We start from the raw sequence: 19,765 nt of genomic DNA on the forward strand, positions 1-19,765 counted from the left end.
GCACGTACGTGCTTAGGGTGCGGGCAGAGTAGTCCGATCCGAAGGAGTCGCCGCCGTGACCGTCACCGAGCCAGCCCGTACCGCCGCCCCTCTGCCGCCGCTCGCCGCGCGCGCCGCCGCGGTCGGAGGCTCGCCGGTACGGGACATCCTCGCGGTCACCGCGCGGCCCGAGGTCATCAACTTCGCGGGCGGGCTGCCCGCTCCCGGCCTCTTCGACCGCGAGGGCATCGCCGCCGCCTTCCGCGCGGTCCTGGAGGAGGTGCCCGAGCGGGCGCTCCAGTACTCGACGACCGAGGGCGAGCCCGCGCTGCGTACCGCCATCGCCGCACGCACCACCGCGCGCGGCCTCGCGACCGACGCGGACGACGTGCTGATCACCACGGGATCGCAGCAGGCCCTGTCGCTGCTCGCGACCGCGCTGATCGAGCCCGGCGACACCATCCTGGTCGAGAACCCCTGCTATCTGGCGGCGCTCCAGGCCTTCGCCTTCGCGGGCGCGCGCGTGGTGCCCGTGCCGTGCGACGAGTCGGGCATCGACCCCGCCGCCCTCGACGAACTCGTCGCCCTGCACAGTCCCAAGCTGCTCTACACCGTCCCCACCTTCCAGAACCCGACCGGCCGCACCCTCCCCGCGGAGCGGCGCGCCCGGATCGCCGAGATCGCCGGGCGGCGCGGGCTGTGGATCGTGGAGGACGACCCGTACGGGGAGCTGCGCTTCGAGGGCGAGCGGGCGCCGTGGATCGCCACGTACCCGGGGGCCGAGGACCGTACGGTCCTGCTCGGCAGCTTCTCCAAGGTCATGGCACCGGGGCTGCGGCTGGGCTGGCTGCGGGGGCCCGCGGCGCTCCTGCGCGCGTGTGTCGTCGCCAAGCAGGCGGCGGATCTGCATACGCCGACCGTCAATCAGCTGGCCGCGGCGCGGTACTTGGCCGACCGTGACCTGGACGCGCACGTCGCGCGCGTCGCGGACGCCTACCGCGAGCGGCGGGACGCGATGCTCGCGGGGCTGGCGGACGCGCTGCCGGAGGGGTCGAGCTGGATCCGGCCCGAGGGTGGGATGTTCGTGTGGGCGAAGCTGCCTGACGGATCCGACACGACGGAGCTGCTGCGGACGGTCATCACGCACGACGTGGCGTACGTGCCGGGGGCGCCGTTCTTCGCGGGCGAGCCGGACCGGGCGACCCTGCGGATGTGCTTCGTGACGCAGAGCCCGCTGGAGATCGCGGAGGGGCTGCGGCGGCTGGGGAACGGCCTGGGGAACGCGCTGGTGGGGTGAGTACGACTACCTGCGGGGGGTGCCGTCGTTAGACTCGGTGGTACTCGGATCTGTGAGGAGGCCGTCATGACGCTGATGAGCCCGGACCGCGCGATGACGCCGCTGCGCAAGGCCGCCGAGGCCGCTGAAGAAGCCAGTGGCCTGCGGGCCGAGATCATCCGGGGAGTTCTCATGATGTCTCCGACCCCGCGCGGGAAGCATGCCGGGATCATCAACGCGGTCAGCAAACAGTTCATGCGCGAGCTGCCTTCGCATCTGGACGTGTTCCAGGTCGTTTCGGTGCCCCTGCCAGGCGCCCCCGACGACTACGCCACCCCCGACCTGCTCATCTGCGACGCCGGGTTCGGGCACTCCGACGAATGGCTGGCCGACCCCGGCGACGTGGAGCTGGTCGTCGAGGTCGTCTCCATGGGCAACAGCACGAAGGACACCCGGGACATGGTCGCCTGGTACGCCGACGCGAGCATCCCGTCGTACTTGCTGGTCGACCCGCGCGACGGCACCTGGACGCTCTACACCGTGCCGCGCGAGGGCGAGTACCAGGGCCGCAGGCGCGGGCTCTACGGAGAGGTCGTCGAGATCTCCGCGCTCGGCGTGAAGATCGCTACGGACGGACTCGCCCGCTACGCCTGAGCGCGCCGCACGCGGTGCCCGTCACAGCCGCTCAGGCGTCCTGATGCCCAGCAGGGCCATGCCCTGGTGGAGTGTGCGGGCCGTGATGTCGCAGAGGAACAGGCGGTTCTCCGTCTGGGCCGGGGTGTCCGCCTTGAGGACCGGGCACTTGTCGTAGAACGATGTGTAGAGCGACGCCAGCTGGTAGAGGTACGCGGCCAGCTTGTGCGGGGCGTACTCCCCCGCCACCTCGGCGACCGTCTCCGCGAACTGGTCGATGTGCAGGCCGAGGGCCCGCTCGGCGGGGGTCAGTGCCAGCTCCGGGTGCGCCTTCGGCCGTACGTCGCCCGCCTTGCGGATGATCGACTGGATACGGGCGTACGCGTACTGGAGGTAGACCGACGTGTCGCCGTTCAGCGACACCATCTGGTCCAGGTCGAACTTGTAGTCCCGCACCGCCGACGTCGACAGGTCCGCGTACTTCACCGCGCCGATACCCACCTGGGCGCCGCGCTCGGCGATCTCCTCCTCGGAGAGGTCCTGGGCCTTCTCGCGCACGATGGCCGAGGCCCGCTCGATCGCCTCGTCGAGGAGGTCGATCAGGCGCACCGTCTCGCCCTCACGCGTCTTGAACGGCTTGCCGTCCTTGCCGAGGACCGTGCCGAAGCCCAGCTGCACCGCCTTGACGTCCTCCGTCAGCCAGCCCGCCCTGCGGGCCGTCTCGAAGACCATCTTGAAGTGCAGGGACTGCCGCACGTCCACCACGTACAGGAGCGTGTCGGCCTTCAGGTTGAAGACGCGGTCGCGGATCGCCGAGAGGTCGGTGGCCGCGTACCCGAAACCGCCGTCGGACTTCTGGACGATCAGCGGCGACGGATTGCCGTCCGGGCCCTTGACGTCGTCGAAGAACACGCACAGCGCGCCGTTCGACCGGACCGCGACGCCGGACTCCTCCAGCATGCGGCAGGTCTCCGCCAGCATGTCGTTGTAGCCGGACTCGCCGACGATGTCCGCGTCCTCGATCTCCACGTCCAGCTTGTCGAAGACCGAGTAGAAGTAGATCTTCGACTCGTCCACGAACCGCTGCCAGATCGCGAGCGTCTCCGGGTCTCCGGCCTGGAGGTCCACGACCCGGCGCCGGGCCCGCGCCTTGAAGTCCTCGTCGGCGTCGAAGAGGACCTTCGCGGCCTTGTAGACGCGGTTGAGGGTGGACATGGCCGCCTCGCCGTCCACGTCGTCGCCGTGGTCCAGCTCGCCGGGGTGCTCGGTCAGGTACTGCACGAGCATGCCGAACTGCGTGCCCCAGTCGCCGATGTGGTGGCGGCTGATCACCTTCTCGCCGGCGAACTCCAGGATCTTGACGACTGAGTTGCCGATGACCGAGTTCCGCAGGTGGCCGACGTGCATCTCCTTGGCCACGTTCGGCTGGGCCCAGTCGACGACCGTCGTGCCGGGGTTCTCGACGTACGGCACGCCGAGCCGGTCGCCGTCCGCCGCCCGCGCCGCGAGGTTCTCGGTGATCGCCTTGTCGGTGACCGTGATGTTCAGGAAGCCGGGGCCCGAGACCTCGATGTCCTGGAACAGGTCGGGCGCGGTGATGCCGGAGACGACCTGCGTGGCCAGCTCCCGCGGGTTGCCCTTGAGCTTCTTGGCGAGCGCCAGGATGCCGTTGGCCTGGAAGTCGGCCCGGTCGCTACGTCGCAGCAGCGGGTCCGCGGCGCCGGCCTCCGGCAGGGCAGCCGAGAGGGCGTCCGCGAGGCGCTGGTGGACGGAGGCGGTGAGGGACGTGACCGAGGCCATGAATGGGTGCCGTTCTGCTCGGGTGCCTGGGTTTGCTCGAAGCTGCAGAAACCGAGTATCCCACGCGGTGAAAAGCGGTTTTCGCGGTTGCGGGGCCACCTGGGAGAATGGCTCCGTCAAGCGGTACTCACGTAGAACTGGAAAGGCGTGCCGATCGTGGCTCAGAGCACTGATACCACCGACTGGGTCTCCCGCTACGCGGACGAGGTCATCGCCGAGTCGGAGCGTCGTGCCCCGGGCAAACCTGTGGTCGTCGCGTCCGGACTCTCCCCGTCGGGCCCGATCCACCTGGGCAACCTCCGCGAGGTCATGACCCCGCACCTGGTCGCCGACGAGATCCGGCGGCGCGGGTACGAGGTGCGGCACCTCATCTCCTGGGACGACTACGACCGCTACCGCAAGGTGCCGGCCGGTGTCCCCGGCGTCGACGAGTCCTGGGCCGAGCACATCGGCAAGCCGCTCACGTCCGTGCCCGCCCCGGCCGGGTCCGCGTACCCGAACTGGGCCGAGCACTTCAAGGCCGCCATGGCCGAGGCGCTCACCGAGCTGGGCGTCGAGTACGACGGCATCAGCCAGACCGAGCAGTACACCTCGGGCGTCTACCGCGAGCAGATCCTGCACGCGATGAAGCACCGCGGCGACATCGACGCCATCCTCGACCAGTACCGGACGAAGAAGGACCCCACCAAGGCGGGCAAGGGCGGCGCCAAGCAGCAGAAGCCGCTGGACGAGGCCGAGCTGGAGGCCGCCGAGGGCTCCGGCGCGGCGTCCGAGGACGACGGCAGCGGCGGCACCGGCGGGTACTACCCGTACAAGCCCTACTGCGGGCAGTGCGAGAAGGACCTGACGGCCGTCGTCTCGTACGACGACGAGTCCACCGAGCTGGTGTACACCTGCACGGCGTGCGGCTTCGGCGAGAGCGTCCTGCTCAGCGAGTTCAACCGCGGCAAGCTGGTCTGGAAGGTCGACTGGCCCATGCGCTGGGCGTACGAGGGCGTCATCTTCGAGCCGAGCGGCGTGGACCACTCCTCGCCCGGGTCGTCGTTCGTCGTCGGCGGTCAGATCGTGCGGCAGATCTTCGACGGCGTGCAGCCCATCGGGCCCATGTACGCCTTCGTGGGGATCTCCGGCATGGCGAAGATGTCGTCCTCCAAGGGCGGCGTGCCGACCCCGGCCGACGCGCTGAAGATCATGGAGGCGCCGCTGCTGCGCTGGCTGTACGCGCGCCGCAGGCCCAACCAGTCCTTCAAGATCGCCTTCGACCAGGAGATCCAGCGGCTCTACGACGAGTGGGACAAGCTGGAGTCCAAGGTCGCCGACGGTTCGGCGCTGCCCGCCGACGCGTCCGCGCACTCCCGTGCGGTGCGCACCGCGGCGGGTGAGCTGCCGCGCACGCCGCGGCCGCTGCCGTACCGCACGCTGGCCTCCGTCGCCGACATCACCGCCGGCGCCGAGGACCAGACGCTGCGGATCCTGAGCGACCTCGACCCGTCCGCGCCGCTGGCCTCGCTCGACGAGGTGCGGCCGCGGCTGGACCGCGCCGAGAACTGGATCACCACGCAGGTCCCGGCGGAGGCCCGCACCGTCGTGCGGTCCGAGCCCGACACCGAGCTGCTGTCGTCCCTGGACGACGAGGGGCGCGAGTCGCTGCGGCTGCTCCTGGAGGGCCTCGACTCGCACTGGTCCCTGGACGGGCTCACGCACCTCGTGTACGGCGTGCCGAAGGTGCGGGCCGGGTTCCCGACGGACGCGACGGCGAAGGAGCTGCCGGTGGAGATCAAGGTCGCGCAGCGGTCGTTCTTCGCGCTGCTGTACCGGCTGCTCGTCACCCGGGAGACGGGGCCGCGGCTGCCCACGCTGCTGCTCGCGGTGGGGGCTGAGCGGGTGCGGAAGCTGTTGGGGGCCTAGCGCCTCTAGGGGTACGTTTTGGGGGTACGTTTTGAGGGGCCTCGTTCCTTTGGTGGAGCGGGGCCCCTTTGCGTGTCCCGGACCGGGCCGCCGCCTCGCGGTGGGCGGCGGAGTCTGCGGCGTACGGCGAACGCCGCCAGCGTGGCCATCGTCGTGAGGGCGATGGCCGTGATGGTGATGGTTGTCGGGGTCCAGGAGTCGTCCGTGTCGGACCCGGTGGCGTCGGCGCACTCGGGGTGCGGGGACGTAGCGGGTGGCTCTACTGTCACCTCGCCGTTCGTCTTCGCCTCTTCGGGCGGGACCGGCTGGTCGAAGCGGAGGGTATGGGTACCGGGTCTCGCGTCGCAGCGGACCGTGGCCCGGCCCTTCCAGGAGACCTTTCCGGAGGGGTTCAGCCTCACCGGTCCGGAGAACGCGTCGGAGTGGACGGTCACGCGGTGATCGTCGTCCATCTGGTCCATCAGTTCCGGGTTCAGCACGGAGAGCGTGACGCGTTCTCCGGGGGCCACCGAGCCCGGTGTGACGGTGAGTTCACCCTTTCCGCCCGTCTCCGCGGCGGCACTCGGAATTCCTGAGAGCGAAATGGTGAGGGCGAGCGCTCCGGCGGTCGCGACGGGATTACGTGGCATAAGGTGCAGTCCTCGGGGTCGGTCGGCCGGAGCTCATAACGGTTGCCGGTTCCGTTCTTTGCGTCTCGCTCCTTGCGTCTCGCTCTTTGCGATTCGCTCTTTGCGATCTTAACCAGGGGGAGTCTGGATACCCGCCCGACCTCGGGTGTTCCAGCAGAAAGGCTGTTGTGCGCATTTCCCGTTGGGCCCGGATCCTCGCCATGGGGATAGGCGGTGGATTGCTCGCCGTTTCGGGCGGGTCGCTTGCTGTCCCGGCAAGCACCGCCTCCGCCGCGACACCCGCGGCACCGGAATTGACGGCTGTGGACACGCCTCCGCCGGGCCCGTCGAATGGCGGTATCAGTGGCGGTATCAGTGGCGGAAGCAGTAAGGCCGTTCCGAAAGAGAGCGGCGCCAAGTGGGTCGCCGCGGCCGCCGAGCGTTTCTGGACCGCCGAGCGCATGGAGTCGGCGACTCCGCTGACGGAGTCCGCGAAGCCCGCGGCCGCGCCCGTGGCCGGGGCCGGGGCCGGGGAGAAGCCCGTCGCGCGGATGGCACCGGCGGCGTACGCGGCGCGTGCCGAGACCGATTACAAGGGCTCCAAGACCATCGGCGTGCTGTACTTCGTCGACAAGGGCATGGCCTCGCACAACTGCACGGCCAGCGTCGTGCACAGCGCCAAGGGGAATCTCATCCTCACCGCCGGGCACTGCGGCAACGGCGACAAGTACGCCTTCGTACCCCAGTACCGCACCGGCAAGACCCCCGCCCAGCAGCCCAACGGCATCTGGGCGGTCGACCGGGTCTTCCGCGACCCGCGGCACACCGACTACGGCCCCGGCTCGGACCTCGACTTCGCCTTCGCGACCGTCAAGCCCGACGACCGCGGCCGGCAGGTCGAGAAGGTCACCGGTGCGAATACGCTGACGCGGACGCCCCGTTACGACGTGACGGTCACCGTCATCGGCTATCCGTCGGCCAGGAACGCCCCCAAGGACCAGGCGATCAAGTGCCGGGCGAAGACGACCCGGCTCACCGGGTACAAGCAACTGCGCATGGAGTGCGGCGGGTTCTTCGGCGGCACCTCCGGCAGCCCATGGCTGATGAACTTCGACGAGCGGACCAAGACGGGCAAGGTCGTCGGCAACCTCGGCGGCGCGGGCGGCGGCGGAGCGACTGACTCCGTCTCGTATGCCCCGTACTACGACGACGAGGTGTTCAAGCTCTACGCCGACGCCGTGGGCGACGTCGACGTGGTCAAGCGGCCCCCGCTGCCGCCCTCCCTCGGCACCGGCGAGACCTGGCAGCACGCCCGCCGGATGGCCACCGGCGACTACACCGGCGACGGCAGGGCCGACCTCCTCGTGGTGTGGACCGACGGCGAGGTCACCCTCCACCCGGGCAACGGCAAGGGCGGCTTCACCGGCGAGCGCCGCCTCCAGAAGCCCAACGCCACCTGGAAGCACGCCACGACCATCACCGGCGGCGACTTCACCGGCAGCGTCCTCTCCGACCTGATCGTGCGCTGGTCCGACGGCGAGGTCACCCTGTACCCGGACGTGTCCGCCGCGGGCTTCGCCAAGGAGACCAGGCTCGCCGCCGCCAACTCCGCCTGGGCCCGCGCCGGCCAGATCACCGCGGGCAGCTTCAGCGGCAACAAGCGGACCGACGACCTCGTCGTGCGCTGGAGCGACGGCAAGGTCAGCCTCTACAAGGACGTGGACGGCGGCGGCTTCAAGAGGGAGACCGGACTCCCGGCGGCCAAGGCCACGTGGAAGCACGCCACCCTGCTCACCGGCGGCGACTTCACCGGCACCGGCCTGTGGGACATCGTCGTCCGCTGGAGCGACGGCGAGCGGACCCTCCACCAGGACGTGAGTACGGGCGGCCTCGGCAAGGAGACGCGGATGCAGGCCCCCAACGCCCTGTGGAAGAAGGCCAAGGCGATGACGGCCGGCAACTACACCGCCAACGGCCGCCCCGACGACGTGATCGTCCGCTGGAGCAACGGCGAGGTCGGCCTCTACGCCGACACGACCACCCGGCTCGGCGGCAAGCGCGTCCTCGTACCGCCGAAGGCGTCCTGACCCTGCCCTGACGCGCGTACGGGTCCGCTACGCGATGTGTTCCGCGTTCACGTCCACGTCCACGTCCGCGTCCAGGTCCTGCTGGTATCGGCTACGGAAATCGTGCAGGTACGGGCGGAGGGTGCTCTCCGTGAGCGGCCCGCCTGCCTGGCCCGTCACCCCGTACAGGTCCAGCAGGTAGAGGCCGAACTGGCGGGCGTTGGGGTAGTCCCCGTGCTCACTGACGTACTTGCGGAAGCCCGCGAAGTACGCCTCCTCGCGGGTGACGCCTTCCGGCAGCCCGGGGATATCGGGCTCGGGCTCGGGTTCCGGATCGGGCTCGGGCTCGGGCTCGGCTTCGAGGGTGGCCTCGGGGGTCTCCTTACGGGGGCCCGGGATCAGGCGCCGGCCGTCCTCGGGGTGCTGCCCGTTGCCGTGCTGCCCGTTGCCGTGCTGTCCGTTGTCGTAGGGCGCCTGCTCCTCGTACCACTGGTCGTACGGCTCCTCGGGAGCGTACGTAGCGGGGTGCTTGGCGAACCACGGGCTCTCGTGCGGCAGGACCTCCGGCTCGGGCTCGGGCTCGGGCTCGGACTGCGGTTGTGGCCGCGCGGCCTGGGTCAGCTTCTGCGGCGCGGGCGTCAGCTCCGGGTGCTGAGAGGACGTAACCGGAGTCGGAGTCGGAGTCGGCGTCGGGGCCGGGGCCGGGGGCAGCAGGGCCGGTTCGATGCCCGCGGCGGCCAGGCCCGCCGGGGCGGTCTCCGCCAGGGGCACGCCGTAACGGGCCAGGCGCAGCGGCATCAGGGACTCCACCGGGGCCTTGCGGCGCCAGGCGCGGCCGAAGCGGGAGCGCAGCCGGGCCTGGTAGACGAGGCGTTCCTGCTCCAGCTTGATCACCTGGTCGTACGAGCGCAGCTCCCACAGCTTCATCCGGCGCCAGAGCAGGAACGTCGGCAGCGGCGAGAGCAGCCACCGCGTCAGGCGTACGCCCTCCATGTGCTTGTCGGCGGTGATGTCCGCGATCCGCCCGATCGCGTGCCGGGCCGCCTCGACCGCGACCACGAAGAGCACCGGGATCACCGCGTGCATGCCCGTGCCGAGCGGGTCGGGCCAGGCGGCGGCGCCGTTGAACGCGATCGTCGCGGCCGTGAGCAGCCACGCCGTCTGGCGCAGCAGCGGGAAGGGGATGCGTATCCAGGTCAGCAGGAGGTCCAGGGCCAGCAGGACGCAGATGCCCGCGTCGATGCCGATCGGGAAGACCACCGAGAAGCCGCCGAAACCCTTCTCCTCGGCGAGTTCGCGCACGGCCGCGTACGACCCGGCGAAGCCGATCCCGGCGATGACGACCGCACCGGCGACGACCACCCCGATGAGTATCCGGTGCGTGCGTGTCAGCTGCATCGCGGCCACCCGCGAACCCCTCCCTGTTCAGCCTGTGTCGGCTTGTTGCGAGCGACAGCCTGGCACATGTGTGCGGAGGGGCTGCGGCCCGGTACGCCAGGAACCCGGCCCCTCGGGGACCGGGCTCCTTCAAATGCCGCGACTTCGGGGCGTGTTCAGGACTTGCTGTTGCCCGACTTGGCCTTCGGCTTGCTGTCGGTCTTGCTGTCATCGGTCTTGCTGTCGTCCGACTTGGTGTCGTCGCTCTTCGGGGCGTCGGCCTTCTTGGAGTCGTCCGCCTTCGGCTTCTCGCTCGACGTGCCGGACGGCGCCTTGCCGCCGCCCTCGTTGGCGGAGACGACCGCGGCCGCGGCCTCCTTCGCCGCCTTCTGCGCGGCCTTCGACAGGTCACCGGCGTCGGGGGACTTGTCACCCGCGAGGCCCGCGCCGTTGTAGTCGACGGTGACGACCGCGTTCTCCACGCGCGTCACGAACGTCTGCTGCTTGAAGGTGTCCTTGTCCTTCTTCAGGTCGTACCGCACGAGCGTCGCCTGGTCGCCGACGCCCTGCACCGGCTCCGCCTTGACGCCCTTCGCGTCCTTGGTCGCCTGGGCGTCCGCGACCTGCTTGGCGAAGTTCTCCTGCGCGCGCTCGGCACCGCTGCCGAGGGAGGCGTCCGAGTCGAAGCGCATCAGCGAGACGCGCAGCCAGCGGAACTGGGAACCGTCCACGCCGTTGTTGTCGAGGCTGTCCCACGAGCAGCTGCCGCGCAGCGCCGTGTCCGTGGACGTGCCGGCCTTGCCCTTGTCCTTCGCCTTCGGCACCAGGTCAGCGAGCGTCTTCTTCGACAGGACCTCGCAGGGCTCGGGAAGCTTGCCGTACGCGGCCTTCTCCACGGCCGCGGGCTTGTCCTCCCCGGCCTTCTTGGAGGCGGACGCCTTCGCGCCCGCGTCCTTCTTGGCCCCGTCGGAGCCGGAGCCGGAGTCGGAGGAGCAGCCGGAGGCGACGAGGATCACCGGTACGGCGGCCGCGCTGACGAGGATGCGGCTCAGACGCTGGCGCTGTCGCTGTGCAGGTCGGTGCATGGTTCCTTCACTCAGTTCGTCTCGTGACGTCCGGTTCGTCTCGTGACGTCGTCGGGTCCGAGGGGCCACGGTACGCGCATGGGGCGGCGGGCGGCTCGCCTTCCCGGGAGCCGGGGCCCCGCCCGGGCCCGCCCCGGCCATCGGTTACTCGTCGAACGCCCCGGCGAGCCCTTCGGCCAGTTCCAGCGCCTTGTCCTGCATTTCCTTGCTGTCGGGGACGTCCGTACGGCGGCCGGGCTGCTCGTCGTACTCGATGGTCACGATGACGTTCGACGTGCGGAACACCACAGTCACGGTGCGGTGACGGGTGGCGGAGGCGGCGGTGGTGAGGGCGTCGTCGAGGAAGGCCTCGTCGCCGAGGTCGTCGAGGGTGCGGGGTTCGAGGCCGACGGGCGGGGTGGCGGGCTGGCTGGTGGGGGCGTCGCTCTCGTCGTCGCTCTTGTCGTCGCTTCCGCTGCCCTTCTCCGCCTCGTCGCCCTCGTCGCCCTTGTCTCCCTCGTCTTCCTTGCCGGCCTTGTCGGTCTTGTCGGTCTTTCCGCCCTGGGCCTTGTCGCTCGCGGCCGGGTCGTCGGCGTCGCCGGACTCCTTCGTGGACCGGGCGTCGGGGCTGGAAGCGGAGGGCTCGGGGAGGTCCGCGGCCCGGAGCTTGGTCGCGTAGACCTGCCCGGCGCGGTCGTCGTCGCTGACCGTGCCGTCGTAGGAGACGACGCGCTCGAAGTCGATGAGGAGGTGGTGGGAGGCGTCGGACGACTCGACCTTCCAGCGGCAGCCGACGCGCCGGTCGGTGTCGTACGTCACCTCGGGCGTGCCCTCGTACGCCTTCTCGCGCTGCTCGGCGTCTTCCATCTCCTTGAGGCCGGGCAGCATCGCGTCGAGGGTGCCGGGCTCGACCTCGCCGCAGGGCTCGGGGAGCGTGCGGTACTTGCCCGGCTCGGCGGGGACGCTGGAGCTGCCGCTGTCCCCGGGCTTGGAGTCGGTGGACGCGTCGCCGGAGCTGGAGCCTCCGGTGCAGCCGGCGAGCAGCGCCGCGAGGAGCGCGGCGACACCAGGTGCGTAGACCTTCCGCTGCACCGTGATGGCTCCTCTCGTTGGGGATATTCGGTTGCCGCTGGTGGGCGACCGGTGGACACAATGTCTATCGCACGCGCTGCCGTGGACGCCGGTCCGTCATCCCTTTCGTTGACCTTGGCGCCGGTATTTGCGCTTCATGTGCTTCTGGGCTTGTAGTGGAGTACGGGGGATACGGGGGAATGAGGACGATATGTCGTACGTAGAGGTTCCCGGCGCGAAGGTGCCGATACGGATGTGGGCCGACCCGGCGTCGGTCGAGGATTCGGCGATGCGGCAGTTGCAGAACGTGGCGACGCTGCCGTGGATCAAGGGTCTGGCGGTCATGCCGGACGTCCACTTCGGCAAGGGCGCGACGGTCGGCTCGGTGATCGCCATGCAGGGCGCGGTCTGCCCGGCGGCGGTCGGCGTCGACATCGGCTGCGGCATGTCGGCGGTCAGGACGTCGCTGACCGCGAACGACCTGCCCGGTGATCTGTCGCGACTGCGGTCGAAGATCGAGCAGGCGATTCCGGTGGGGCGCGGCATGCACGACGACCCCGTCGAGCCGGGGCGCTTCCATGGGATGGCGACAGCGGGGTGGGACGACTTCTGGTCGCGTTTCGACGGAGTCGCCGATGCGGTCAGGTTCCGCGAGGAGCGTGCCACCAAGCAGATGGGGACCCTCGGCGGGGGAAATCACTTCGTAGAAGTATGCATCGATTCGTCCGATTCGGTGTGGCTCATGCTTCACTCCGGCTCCCGGAACATCGGCAAGGAACTGGCCGACCACCACATCGGTGTGGCCCAGAAGCTGCCGCACAACCAAGGGCTGATCGACCGTGATCTCGCCGTCTTCGTCTCGGACACACCGCAGATGGCGGCCTATCGGAACGACCTGTTCTGGGCGCAGGAGTACGCGAAGTACAACCGCGCGATCATGATGGGGCTCCTCAAGGACGTCGTCCGCAAGGAGTTCAAGAAGGCGAAGGTGGCCTTCGAGCCGGAGATCAGCTGCCATCACAACTACGTCAGCGAAGAGCGCTATGACGGTATGGACCTGCTGGTCACCCGCAAGGGCGCGATCCGCGCCGGCAGCGGTGACTTCGGGATCATCCCCGGCTCGATGGGCACGGGCTCGTACATCGTGAAGGGCCTCGGCAGCGAAGCGTCCTTCAACTCGGCCTCGCACGGCGCCGGCCGCCGTATGAGCCGGGGGGCGGCCAAGCGCCGCTTCACGGCGAAGGACCTGGAGGAGCAGACGCGGGGCGTCGAGTGCCGCAAGGACTCGGGCGTCGTGGACGAGATCCCGGGCGCGTACAAGCCGATCGAGCAGGTCATCGATCAGCAGCGGGACCTGGTCGAGGTCGTGGCGAAGCTGAAGCAGGTCATCTGCGTGAAGGGCTGAGCCTTCACCGGGCGTGCTTGGCGGATTCCGCGCAGGCCGGCATCAAAGCTCCCTGTGCACCTTGGTGTTGGACGCCTGGGCGCGGGGGCGGACCACCAGCAGGTCGATGTTGACGTGGGGCGGGCGGGTGACCGCCCAGGTGATGGTGTCCGCCACGTCGTCGGCCGTGAGCGGCTCGGCGACGCCCGCGTAGACCTTCGCGGCCTTCTCGGAGTCGCCGCCGAAGCGGGTCAGCGCGAACTCGTCCGTCTTGACCATGCCGGGCGCGACCTCGATGACGCGGACCGGGGTGCCGACGATCTCCAGGCGGAGGGTCTCGGCGAGGACGTGCTCGGCGTGCTTTGCGGCGACGTAGCCGCCTCCGCCTTCGTACGTCCCGTGGCCCGCCGTGGAGGAGAGCACCACGATCGTGCCGTCGCCGCTCGCGGTGAGCGCGGGCAGCAGTGCCTGTGTGACGTTCAGCGTGCCGATGACGTTCGTCTCGTACATCTGGCGCCAGTCGTCGGGGGCGGCCGCGGCGACGGTGTCCGCGCCGAGCGCGCCGCCCGCGTTGTTCACCAGGACCGCGATCTTCTTGAAGGCCGTCGCGAACGTGTCCACCGCCGTGCGGTCGGTGATGTCGAGCGCGTACGCCATCGCGTCGTGCCCGGCGTCCGTCAGCTCGGCGGCGAGCGCCTCGATGCGGTCCTTGCGGCGCGCGGTGAGGACGACGCGGTAGCCGGCGGCGGCCAGGCCGCGCGCGGTGGCGGCGCCGATGCCGCTGCTGGCGCCGGTGACGATCGCGATGCGCTTGCCTGCGGCGGTCATGGTTCGCTCCTCGGACTGGCGGAGATCTAGGCGGACCTGTGTTCGTACGTCAGCCAGGATAGGCGTGCCGTTCAGCGGCCTCGCGGCGCGTACATGATCACGGCCATGCCGACGAGGCAGATCAGGGCGCCGATGACGTCCCACCGGTCCGGCCGGTAGCCGTCCGCGACCATGCCCCAGGCGATCGAGCCCGCGACGAAGACCCCGCCGTACGCGGCGAGGACGCGGCCGAACTCGGCATCCGGCTGGAGCGTGGCCACGAAGCCGTAGACGCCGAGTGCGATGACGCCCGCGCCGATCCAGGCCCAGCCGCGGTGCTCGCGCACGCCCTGCCAGACGAGCCAGGCCCCGCCGATCTCGAAGAGGGCGGCGAGGAGGAAGAGGGTGGCGGAGCGGGCGTTGAGCATGCAGGAAGGGTGGCATGGGGAGATGTCCGCCGTGGAGCGGCGGGCTTGGGGGTGGCGGTCAGCCCCCGTCCAAGGCGAGACGCCAGTCGTTGCAGGGGTGCCAGTTCCCCGCCGGGTACTCGATGGACGCCTCGCCCCGCAGAGTGAAGCCCGCCTTGCGGCACACCGCGTTGGACGCCCCGTGCCCCGTCGCGGGGAACGCGTGGAGGAAGGCGTGGCGGCCCGCCGTCCTCGCCTTCTCAGCGACCAGTCGCGCCGCGCCCGCCGCGACGCCCCTGCCCTGGAACTCCGGCAGGACGCCCCAGCCGGTCTCCCAGACGGTCTCGCCCTGCCAGGTCGTCTCCCAGTAGCCGATCGAGCCGGCTGTCACGCCGGTCGAGTCGGCCGTCCCGCCTGCCAGGGTGATGCGGAACATCTGGCCCTTGTCGTCGAGCCCGAGGTAGCGGCGGTGCCGGTCCGCCAGCTTCTCGGGGGTCTCGGGGCCGCCCAAGTGCTCCGTCAGCTCCGGCGTGTTGAGCCGGGTGAGCAGCGCGAGGCCACCCTCGTCCGACCAGGGTTCGAGGCGCAGGTCCGGCCGTTGTGATCGCTCCATGCGTCCAACGGTAGGGGGCGGGTCCGACAACGGGTGCCGGGGGCCCTCGGGCCGCCGGGAACAGCCGGGGCGGGGCCGCCGTTCGGAGACCCGACCACCGGGCGCTCCGACCGGGAAGCCGGTGCTGGTCGGGCGCGACCGGTGGCACCGCTCGGCACTCGCTGGTCACCGACCACGCCCTGCGCCCGCTCTTCACCCCTCTGCGGGCGCTCGTCCTGCCGACCGCCGTCTACGCGGCGTCGGAGGACCGGGGCGAGGAGGGCCTCGCGGCGCGGATCACCCGCGCGGGCGCCGAGCCGGCGCGCTTCATGGCGCCCGCCGGGGGCCGCACGGAGGTGCCCGACACCGAAACGGCCGCGGCGATCGCGCCGCCCCGCTCGCTGACGGGCGCGATCACGTCGGTGGACCCGGCGGGCGGCTTCGAGGTCGTGCCGTTCGAGCAGCGGCTCGCCGCGCTGCGGGCGGCGTGACGGGACGTCAGGGCCACACCAGGCAGTACGCCTGGTGGCCCGCGTCGTGCAGGCGGTGACTGAAGTCCTGCCACTCGTGGAGGAGTTGGTAGACGTTGAAGGCGTCGCGGGGGCCGCCCCGGTCCGGGACCGTCGACCATATGAAGGCGGCGGCGCCCACCGACTCCTCGCCGATACCGCGCAGCGGGTCGACGACGGTCATGGGGAGCTTCACCACGGCGTAGTCGGGGTGGAGGACGACCAGCTCCAGCGGGGGGACCTTGTGCAGGGGTATGCCCTCGATGCCGGTCAGGACCATCGCGGCCATCGTCTCCGGCTTGATCTTCGTGAACATGCCGCCCATGCCGAGCTCGTCGCCGCCGAGCTCCTCGGGCCGCATCGAGATGGGCACGCGGGCGGCGGTCGCGCCGTCCGGGGCTCCGAAGTACTTGTACGTCACCCCCACCCCGCCACTCCTGCTGCTCACCCGGTCCTGCCGGGACTCACCGAACTCGCCCCGCGCCTGGTCGGGCGCCTGCGCCGAGTGCGCTTCCGCCTCGCGTCGGTGCTTGCCCCGCCGGGCACGCCGTGGACCCAGGCCGTCGGTCCCCTCGCCCAGTCCGCCACCGCGATGCATATCTCCACCCGACTGCTTTGCCAGGGCGGCACGGCCCTGTCTTTTCTAGGCCTCGCGGCCCCCGCCACGCAACCCGATCATCGTGTCAGTGACCTCCCCCACGTTCACCCGCTAAAACGTGGAGTGAAACACCTGTCCGCAGGATGTCCGGACCCTCTGACACCATGGCTCGTGTGAGCTTCCCGTATAGCGCCCCAGTTTCGCAGACTCTTTTCGACCGTGCGGCGGCCGTGACGCCCGGCGGTGTGAACTCTCCCGTGCGCGCGTTCCGCGCTGTGGGTGGTACGCCCCGTTTCATGGTGTCCGGTACCGGTCCGTACCTGACCGACGCCGACGGCCGCGAGTACGTCGACCTCGTGTGCTCGTGGGGTCCCATGATCCTCGGCCACTCCCACCCCGAGGTGATCGCCGCCGTGCAGGAGGCCGTCGCGCGCGGCACCTCCTTCGGTACGCCGGGTGAGGGCGAGGTCGCGCTCGCCGAGGAGATCGTGGCCCGCATCGAACCCGTCGAGCAGGTGCGGCTCGTCTCCAGCGGCACCGAGGCGACCATGTCCGCCATCCGGCTGGCCCGCGGCTTCACCGGCCGCGCCAAGGTGGTCAAGTTCGCCGGGTGCTACCACGGGCACGTCGACGCCCTGCTGGCCGCCGCCGGCTCGGGCGTGGCGACCCTCGGACTCCCCGACACGCCGGGCGTCACCGGCGCGCAGGCCGGCGACACCATCGTCGTCCCGTACAACGACCTGGACGCCGTCCGCGCCGCCTTCGCCGCGCACCCCGGGCAGATCGCCTGCGTCATCACCGAGGCGTCGCCGGGCAACATGGGCGTCGTACCGCCGGGTGAGGGCTTCAACCAGGGCCTCGCTGACCTGTGCCGCCAGAACGGCGCGCTGTACATCTCCGACGAGGTCATGACCGGCTTCCGTACGTCGAAGGCCGGCTGGTTCGGCGTCGACGGTGTGCGGCCCGACCTGATGACCTTCGGCAAGGTCATGGGCGGCGGCTTCCCCGCCGCGGCCTTCGGCGGGCGCGCCGACGTCATGGAGCGCCTCGCCCCGGCGGGCCCCGTCTACCAGGCGGGCACGCTCTCCGGGAACCCGGTCGCCACGGCCGCGGGCCTGGCGCAGCTGAGGCTCCTGGACGACGCGGCGTACGACAAGGTCGACGCCGTCTCCGAGCGGCTGCGGGGCCTGGTGACCGAGGCGCTGAGCAAGGAGGGCGTCGCGCACACGGTGCAGAACGCGTCCAACATGTTCTCCGTCTTCTTCACCGACGGCGCGGTGCGCAACTACGAGGAGGCGAAGGCGCAGGAGTCCTTCCGCTTCACCGCCTTCTTCCACTCGATGCTGTCGCAGGGCGTCTATCTGCCGCCCTCCGCCTTCGAGTCGTGGTTCGTGTCCACCGCCCACGACGAGCGGGCCGTCGAGCGGATCGCCGCCGCCCTGCCGGGCGCCGCGCGCGCCGCCGCGGAAGCGACGGAGGTCACGGCATGAGCGCCGCCGCGGCGGGCGACGAGCTGACCGTCGTCCATGTGATGCGCCACGGCGAGGTGCACAACCCCGAGGGGATCCTGTACGGGCGGCTGCCCGACTACCACCTCTCGGAGCTGGGCCGGCAGATGGCCGACCGGGTCGCCGAGCACCTCGCGCAGCGCGACGTCACGCACGTCGTCGCCTCGCCGCTGGACCGCGCCCAGGAGACGGCCGCGCCGATCGCCAAGGTGCACGGCCTGGACCTCGCCACCGACGCCCGGCTCATCGAGGCGGGCAACGTCTTCGAGGGCAAGACCTTCGGGGTCGGCGACGGCGCGCTGAAGAACCCCGACAACTGGCGGCACCTCTTCAACCCCTTCAAGCCGTCCTGGGGCGAGCCGTACGTCGAGCAGGTCGTACGGATGATGGGCGCCCTGGACGCGGCCAAGGACGCGGCCCGCGGGCACGAGGCGGTCTGCGTCAGCCACCAGCTGCCGATCTGGATCGTGCGCAGCTTCGTGGAGAAGCGGCGCCTGTGGCACGACCCGCGCAAGCGGCAGTGCACGCTCGCCTCGCTGACGACGTTCACCTACCGCGGTGACCGGATCGTCTCGGTGGGCTACAGCGAGCCGGCCCGCGATCTCGTCCCCGCGCATCTGCGCGCGGGCGCCAAGCCGGTGAAGGGCAAGAGCAAAGCCTTCGGTGCTTAACCCGCCCGCTTTCATCGGCGTCGCGTAATCACGCCCGTAATCGCGTCGCGCAATTGCACGGCGTGATCGCGTCGCGACTGTAAGTCCCTTTTGGGTAAAACACGTTAAATAAACGCGATGTGCAGGAACCCCGCTGTTCGTCGCGCCCTCTCACAGGTCGTCCCTCTTGCAAGCCACATACGGCAGGGCGGACCCAAGGGCGCGACGAATGGGGATGGAATGCGCGACATCAGCCGCAGGGGAATGCTCGGACTCGGAGCCGGCGCGGCCGCCGCTTTCGGGCTCGCGGCATGCGGCTCCGGGGCCGACGGGGATTCCTCGGGGCCCGCGGACAAGGCCAAGAACGGGCAGGCCGGAGCCGACAGGCACCGGGCCAAGCCGATCGGTGACGGGTCGACCGCCTACACCGGCACGCAGCCCAAGCAGCCGGGCAAGCCGGTTCCGCTGGAGCCGGGCCAGACGCCCCCGCAGTTCGTCATCTTCTCCTGGGACGGCGCCGGTGAGGTCGGGAACGGACTGTTCCCGCGCTTTCTGAAGCTCGCCGAGGACCACAACGCGCACATGACGTTCTTCCTCTCCGGGCTTTATCTGCTGCCCGAATCGAAGAAGCGCATGTACCGTCCACCGAACAACGCGGTGGGCGCGTCCGACATCGGTTATCTCACCGACGGTCACATCAAGGACACGCTGAAGTACGTACGTCAGGCCTGGCTCGAAGGCCATGAAATCGGCACGCACTTCAACGGGCACTTCTGCACGGGCACCGGGTCGGTCGCCCACTGGACTCCCGCGCAATGGCAGGACGAGATCGACCAGGCCAAGTCCTTTGTGAAGAAGTGGCGTACGAACACCGGCTGGACCGATCTGCCGTCGCTGCCCTTCGACTACGACAAGGAACTCGTCGGCGGCCGCACGCCCTGTCTGCTCGGCCAGGACAACCTGCTGCCGACCGCGAAGAAGTTGGGGTGGCGCTATGACGCCTCCTCGCCCGGCGGGCGCCAGCGCTGGCCCGAGAAGAAGATGGGCGTCTGGGACCTGCCGCTGCAGGCGGTGCCCTTCCCCGGGCACTCCTTCGAGGTCCTGTCGATGGACTACAACATCCTCGCCAACCAGTCGCAGAACTCCACGAAGGCGCCGCCCCACAACTACCCGGGCTGGCGCAAGCAGGCCACCGAGGCCTACATATCCGGGTTCAAGCGGGCCTACGAGACCAACCGCGCGCCGTTCTTCATAGGCAACCACTTCGAGGAGTGGAACGGCGGCATCTACATGGACGCCGTCGAGGACGCCCTGAAGCACATCGCCGGGAAGAAGGACGTACGTCTGGTCTCCTTCCGGCAGTTCGTCGACTGGCTCGACGTGCAGGACCCCAAGGTGCTCAAGCAGCTCCAGGGCCTCGATGTCGGCCAGCAGCCCGCGGGCGGTTGGAAGGGGCTCGGAAAGGCCGCCTGAAATGGGGTCTTTCCGCAACCGCGGGGGGTGCGGAAGATCCCCGAAACAGACATGC

17 protein-coding genes and 1 pseudogene are annotated in these 19,765 nt (G+C 70.3%); 9 read left to right on the forward strand and 9 right to left on the reverse strand.

Annotated features, from left to right (window positions below; translation table 11 throughout):
- The first annotated feature begins 55 nt into the window (after positions 1 to 55).
- Positions 56 to 1,276 (forward strand): aminotransferase-like domain-containing protein, encoded by a 1,221-nt coding sequence (locus ACWDVB_RS14475; RefSeq protein ID WP_451515202.1) that lies wholly within the window; start codon positions 56 to 58, stop codon positions 1,274 to 1,276.
- Positions 1,277 to 1,342: 66 nt separating this feature from the next.
- On the forward strand, positions 1,343 to 1,909 hold the full coding sequence (locus tag ACWDVB_RS14480; RefSeq protein WP_451515201.1) for a Uma2 family endonuclease: 567 nt from the start codon (positions 1,343 to 1,345) through the stop codon (positions 1,907 to 1,909).
- A gap of 21 nt (positions 1,910 to 1,930) precedes the next feature.
- Here the strand turns inward: ACWDVB_RS14480 and argS are convergent, their stop codons facing one another.
- Positions 1,931 to 3,688 carry an arginine--tRNA ligase gene (argS, locus tag ACWDVB_RS14485; RefSeq protein ID WP_451515200.1) on the reverse strand — a complete coding sequence of 586 codons (1,758 nt, stop codon included), beginning with the start codon at positions 3,686 to 3,688 and terminating at the stop codon, positions 1,931 to 1,933.
- A 147-nt stretch (positions 3,689 to 3,835) separates the two neighbouring features.
- Here argS and lysS point away from each other — a divergent pair, with 147 nt between their 5' ends.
- Positions 3,836 to 5,596, forward strand: coding sequence for a lysine--tRNA ligase (lysS, locus tag ACWDVB_RS14490; RefSeq protein ID WP_451515199.1), 1,761 nt, complete (start codon positions 3,836 to 3,838; stop codon positions 5,594 to 5,596).
- 5 nt (positions 5,597 to 5,601) lie between these two features.
- Here the strand turns inward: lysS and ACWDVB_RS14495 are convergent, their stop codons facing one another.
- Positions 5,602 to 6,225, reverse strand: a complete 624-nt coding sequence (locus ACWDVB_RS14495) for a hypothetical protein (RefSeq protein ID WP_451515198.1) — start codon at positions 6,223 to 6,225, stop codon at positions 5,602 to 5,604.
- Between the two features lie 440 nt (positions 6,226 to 6,665).
- Here ACWDVB_RS14495 and ACWDVB_RS14500 point away from each other — a divergent pair, with 440 nt between their 5' ends.
- Positions 6,666 to 8,291 (forward strand): trypsin-like serine peptidase, encoded by a 1,626-nt coding sequence (locus ACWDVB_RS14500; RefSeq protein ID WP_451515197.1) that lies wholly within the window; start codon positions 6,666 to 6,668, stop codon positions 8,289 to 8,291.
- Between the two features lie 27 nt (positions 8,292 to 8,318).
- Here ACWDVB_RS14500 and ACWDVB_RS14505 read toward each other — a convergent pair whose 3' ends face one another.
- The 3 genes from ACWDVB_RS14505 to ACWDVB_RS14515 all read right to left on the reverse strand — a co-directional run bounded on the left by ACWDVB_RS14505 (position 8,319) and on the right by ACWDVB_RS14515 (position 11,803).
- A complete protein-coding gene (locus ACWDVB_RS14505; RefSeq protein ID WP_451515196.1) occupies positions 8,319 to 9,677 on the reverse strand; it encodes a DUF2637 domain-containing protein in 1,359 nt (452 codons plus the stop codon).
- 146 nt (positions 9,678 to 9,823) lie between these two features.
- A complete protein-coding gene (locus ACWDVB_RS14510) occupies positions 9,824 to 10,732 on the reverse strand; it encodes a DUF3558 domain-containing protein (RefSeq protein ID WP_451515195.1) in 909 nt (302 codons plus the stop codon).
- A gap of 144 nt (positions 10,733 to 10,876) precedes the next feature.
- A complete protein-coding gene (locus ACWDVB_RS14515; protein ID WP_451515194.1) occupies positions 10,877 to 11,803 on the reverse strand; it encodes a DUF3558 domain-containing protein in 927 nt (308 codons plus the stop codon).
- Positions 11,804 to 11,993: 190 nt separating this feature from the next.
- Between ACWDVB_RS14515 and ACWDVB_RS14520 the strand changes: the two genes are divergently transcribed.
- Positions 11,994 to 13,187: an RtcB family protein gene (locus ACWDVB_RS14520; protein WP_451515193.1), complete on the forward strand. Its 1,194-nt coding sequence runs from the start codon at positions 11,994 to 11,996 to the stop codon at positions 13,185 to 13,187.
- A 42-nt stretch (positions 13,188 to 13,229) separates the two neighbouring features.
- On the opposite strand, the gene ACWDVB_RS14525 is transcribed toward ACWDVB_RS14520, so the two are convergent.
- The 3 genes from ACWDVB_RS14525 to ACWDVB_RS14535 all read right to left on the reverse strand — a co-directional run bounded on the left by ACWDVB_RS14525 (position 13,230) and on the right by ACWDVB_RS14535 (position 14,993).
- Complete coding sequence (locus ACWDVB_RS14525) at positions 13,230 to 13,994, reverse strand: SDR family NAD(P)-dependent oxidoreductase (RefSeq protein WP_451515192.1); 765 nt, start codon at positions 13,992 to 13,994, stop codon at positions 13,230 to 13,232.
- A 71-nt stretch (positions 13,995 to 14,065) separates the two neighbouring features.
- Positions 14,066 to 14,401 (reverse strand): YnfA family protein, encoded by a 336-nt coding sequence (locus tag ACWDVB_RS14530; RefSeq protein ID WP_451515191.1) that lies wholly within the window; start codon positions 14,399 to 14,401, stop codon positions 14,066 to 14,068.
- 58 nt (positions 14,402 to 14,459) lie between these two features.
- Positions 14,460 to 14,993 (reverse strand): GNAT family N-acetyltransferase, encoded by a 534-nt coding sequence (locus ACWDVB_RS14535; protein ID WP_451515190.1) that lies wholly within the window; start codon positions 14,991 to 14,993, stop codon positions 14,460 to 14,462.
- A gap of 103 nt (positions 14,994 to 15,096) precedes the next feature.
- Between ACWDVB_RS14535 and ACWDVB_RS14540 the strand changes: the two are divergent.
- Positions 15,097 to 15,463, forward strand: a pseudogene (locus tag ACWDVB_RS14540) (NAD(P)H-dependent oxidoreductase); the annotation flags it as partial.
- A 7-nt stretch (positions 15,464 to 15,470) separates the two neighbouring features.
- On the opposite strand, the gene ACWDVB_RS14545 reads toward ACWDVB_RS14540, so the two are convergent.
- A complete protein-coding gene (locus ACWDVB_RS14545; protein ID WP_016640275.1) occupies positions 15,471 to 15,908 on the reverse strand; it encodes a hypothetical protein in 438 nt (145 codons plus the stop codon).
- Between the two features lie 335 nt (positions 15,909 to 16,243).
- On the opposite strand from ACWDVB_RS14545, the gene hemL reads away from it, so the two are divergent.
- From hemL to ACWDVB_RS14560, 3 genes are all read left to right on the forward strand, one after another.
- Positions 16,244 to 17,569, forward strand: coding sequence for a glutamate-1-semialdehyde 2,1-aminomutase (gene hemL / locus ACWDVB_RS14550; protein WP_451515189.1), 1,326 nt, complete (start codon positions 16,244 to 16,246; stop codon positions 17,567 to 17,569).
- Positions 17,566 to 18,258 (forward strand): histidine phosphatase family protein, encoded by a 693-nt coding sequence (locus ACWDVB_RS14555; RefSeq protein ID WP_451515188.1) that lies wholly within the window; start codon positions 17,566 to 17,568, stop codon positions 18,256 to 18,258. The genes hemL and ACWDVB_RS14555 overlap by 4 nt, the downstream gene beginning before the upstream one ends.
- A 219-nt stretch (positions 18,259 to 18,477) precedes the next feature.
- Positions 18,478 to 19,710, forward strand: coding sequence for a hypothetical protein (locus tag ACWDVB_RS14560; protein ID WP_451515187.1), 1,233 nt, complete (start codon positions 18,478 to 18,480; stop codon positions 19,708 to 19,710).
- Positions 19,711 to 19,765 lie beyond the last annotated feature (55 nt).

The sequence above is a fragment of the Streptomyces sp. NPDC003379 genome, assembly GCF_053589195.1.

What these genes read in the sequence shown, in the direction of transcription:
- ACWDVB_RS14480 (WP_451515201.1), top strand. Translation starts at nt 1,343, where the DNA reads ATGACGCTGATGAGCCCGGACCGCGCGATGACGCCGCTGCGCAAGGCC.
- ACWDVB_RS14495 (WP_451515198.1), bottom strand. Translation starts at nt 6,225, where the DNA reads ATGCCACGTAATCCCGTCGCGACCGCCGGAGCGCTCGCCCTCACCATT.
- ACWDVB_RS14535 (WP_451515190.1), bottom strand. Translation starts at nt 14,993, where the DNA reads ATGGAGCGATCACAACGGCCGGACCTGCGCCTCGAACCCTGGTCGGAC.
- ACWDVB_RS14510 (WP_451515195.1), bottom strand. Translation starts at nt 10,732, where the DNA reads ATGCACCGACCTGCACAGCGACAGCGCCAGCGTCTGAGCCGCATCCTC.
- ACWDVB_RS14525 (WP_451515192.1), bottom strand. Translation starts at nt 13,994, where the DNA reads ATGACCGCCGCAGGCAAGCGCATCGCGATCGTCACCGGCGCCAGCAGC.
- argS (WP_451515200.1), bottom strand. Translation starts at nt 3,688, where the DNA reads ATGGCCTCGGTCACGTCCCTCACCGCCTCCGTCCACCAGCGCCTCGCG.
- ACWDVB_RS14500 (WP_451515197.1), top strand. Translation starts at nt 6,666, where the DNA reads ATGGAGTCGGCGACTCCGCTGACGGAGTCCGCGAAGCCCGCGGCCGCG.
- ACWDVB_RS14520 (WP_451515193.1), top strand. Translation starts at nt 11,994, where the DNA reads ATGTCGTACGTAGAGGTTCCCGGCGCGAAGGTGCCGATACGGATGTGG.
- ACWDVB_RS14530 (WP_451515191.1), bottom strand. Translation starts at nt 14,401, where the DNA reads ATGCTCAACGCCCGCTCCGCCACCCTCTTCCTCCTCGCCGCCCTCTTC.
- ACWDVB_RS14555 (WP_451515188.1), top strand. Translation starts at nt 17,566, where the DNA reads ATGAGCGCCGCCGCGGCGGGCGACGAGCTGACCGTCGTCCATGTGATG.
- ACWDVB_RS14560 (WP_451515187.1), top strand. Translation starts at nt 18,478, where the DNA reads ATGCGCGACATCAGCCGCAGGGGAATGCTCGGACTCGGAGCCGGCGCG.
- hemL (WP_451515189.1), top strand. Translation starts at nt 16,244, where the DNA reads ATGGCTCGTGTGAGCTTCCCGTATAGCGCCCCAGTTTCGCAGACTCTT.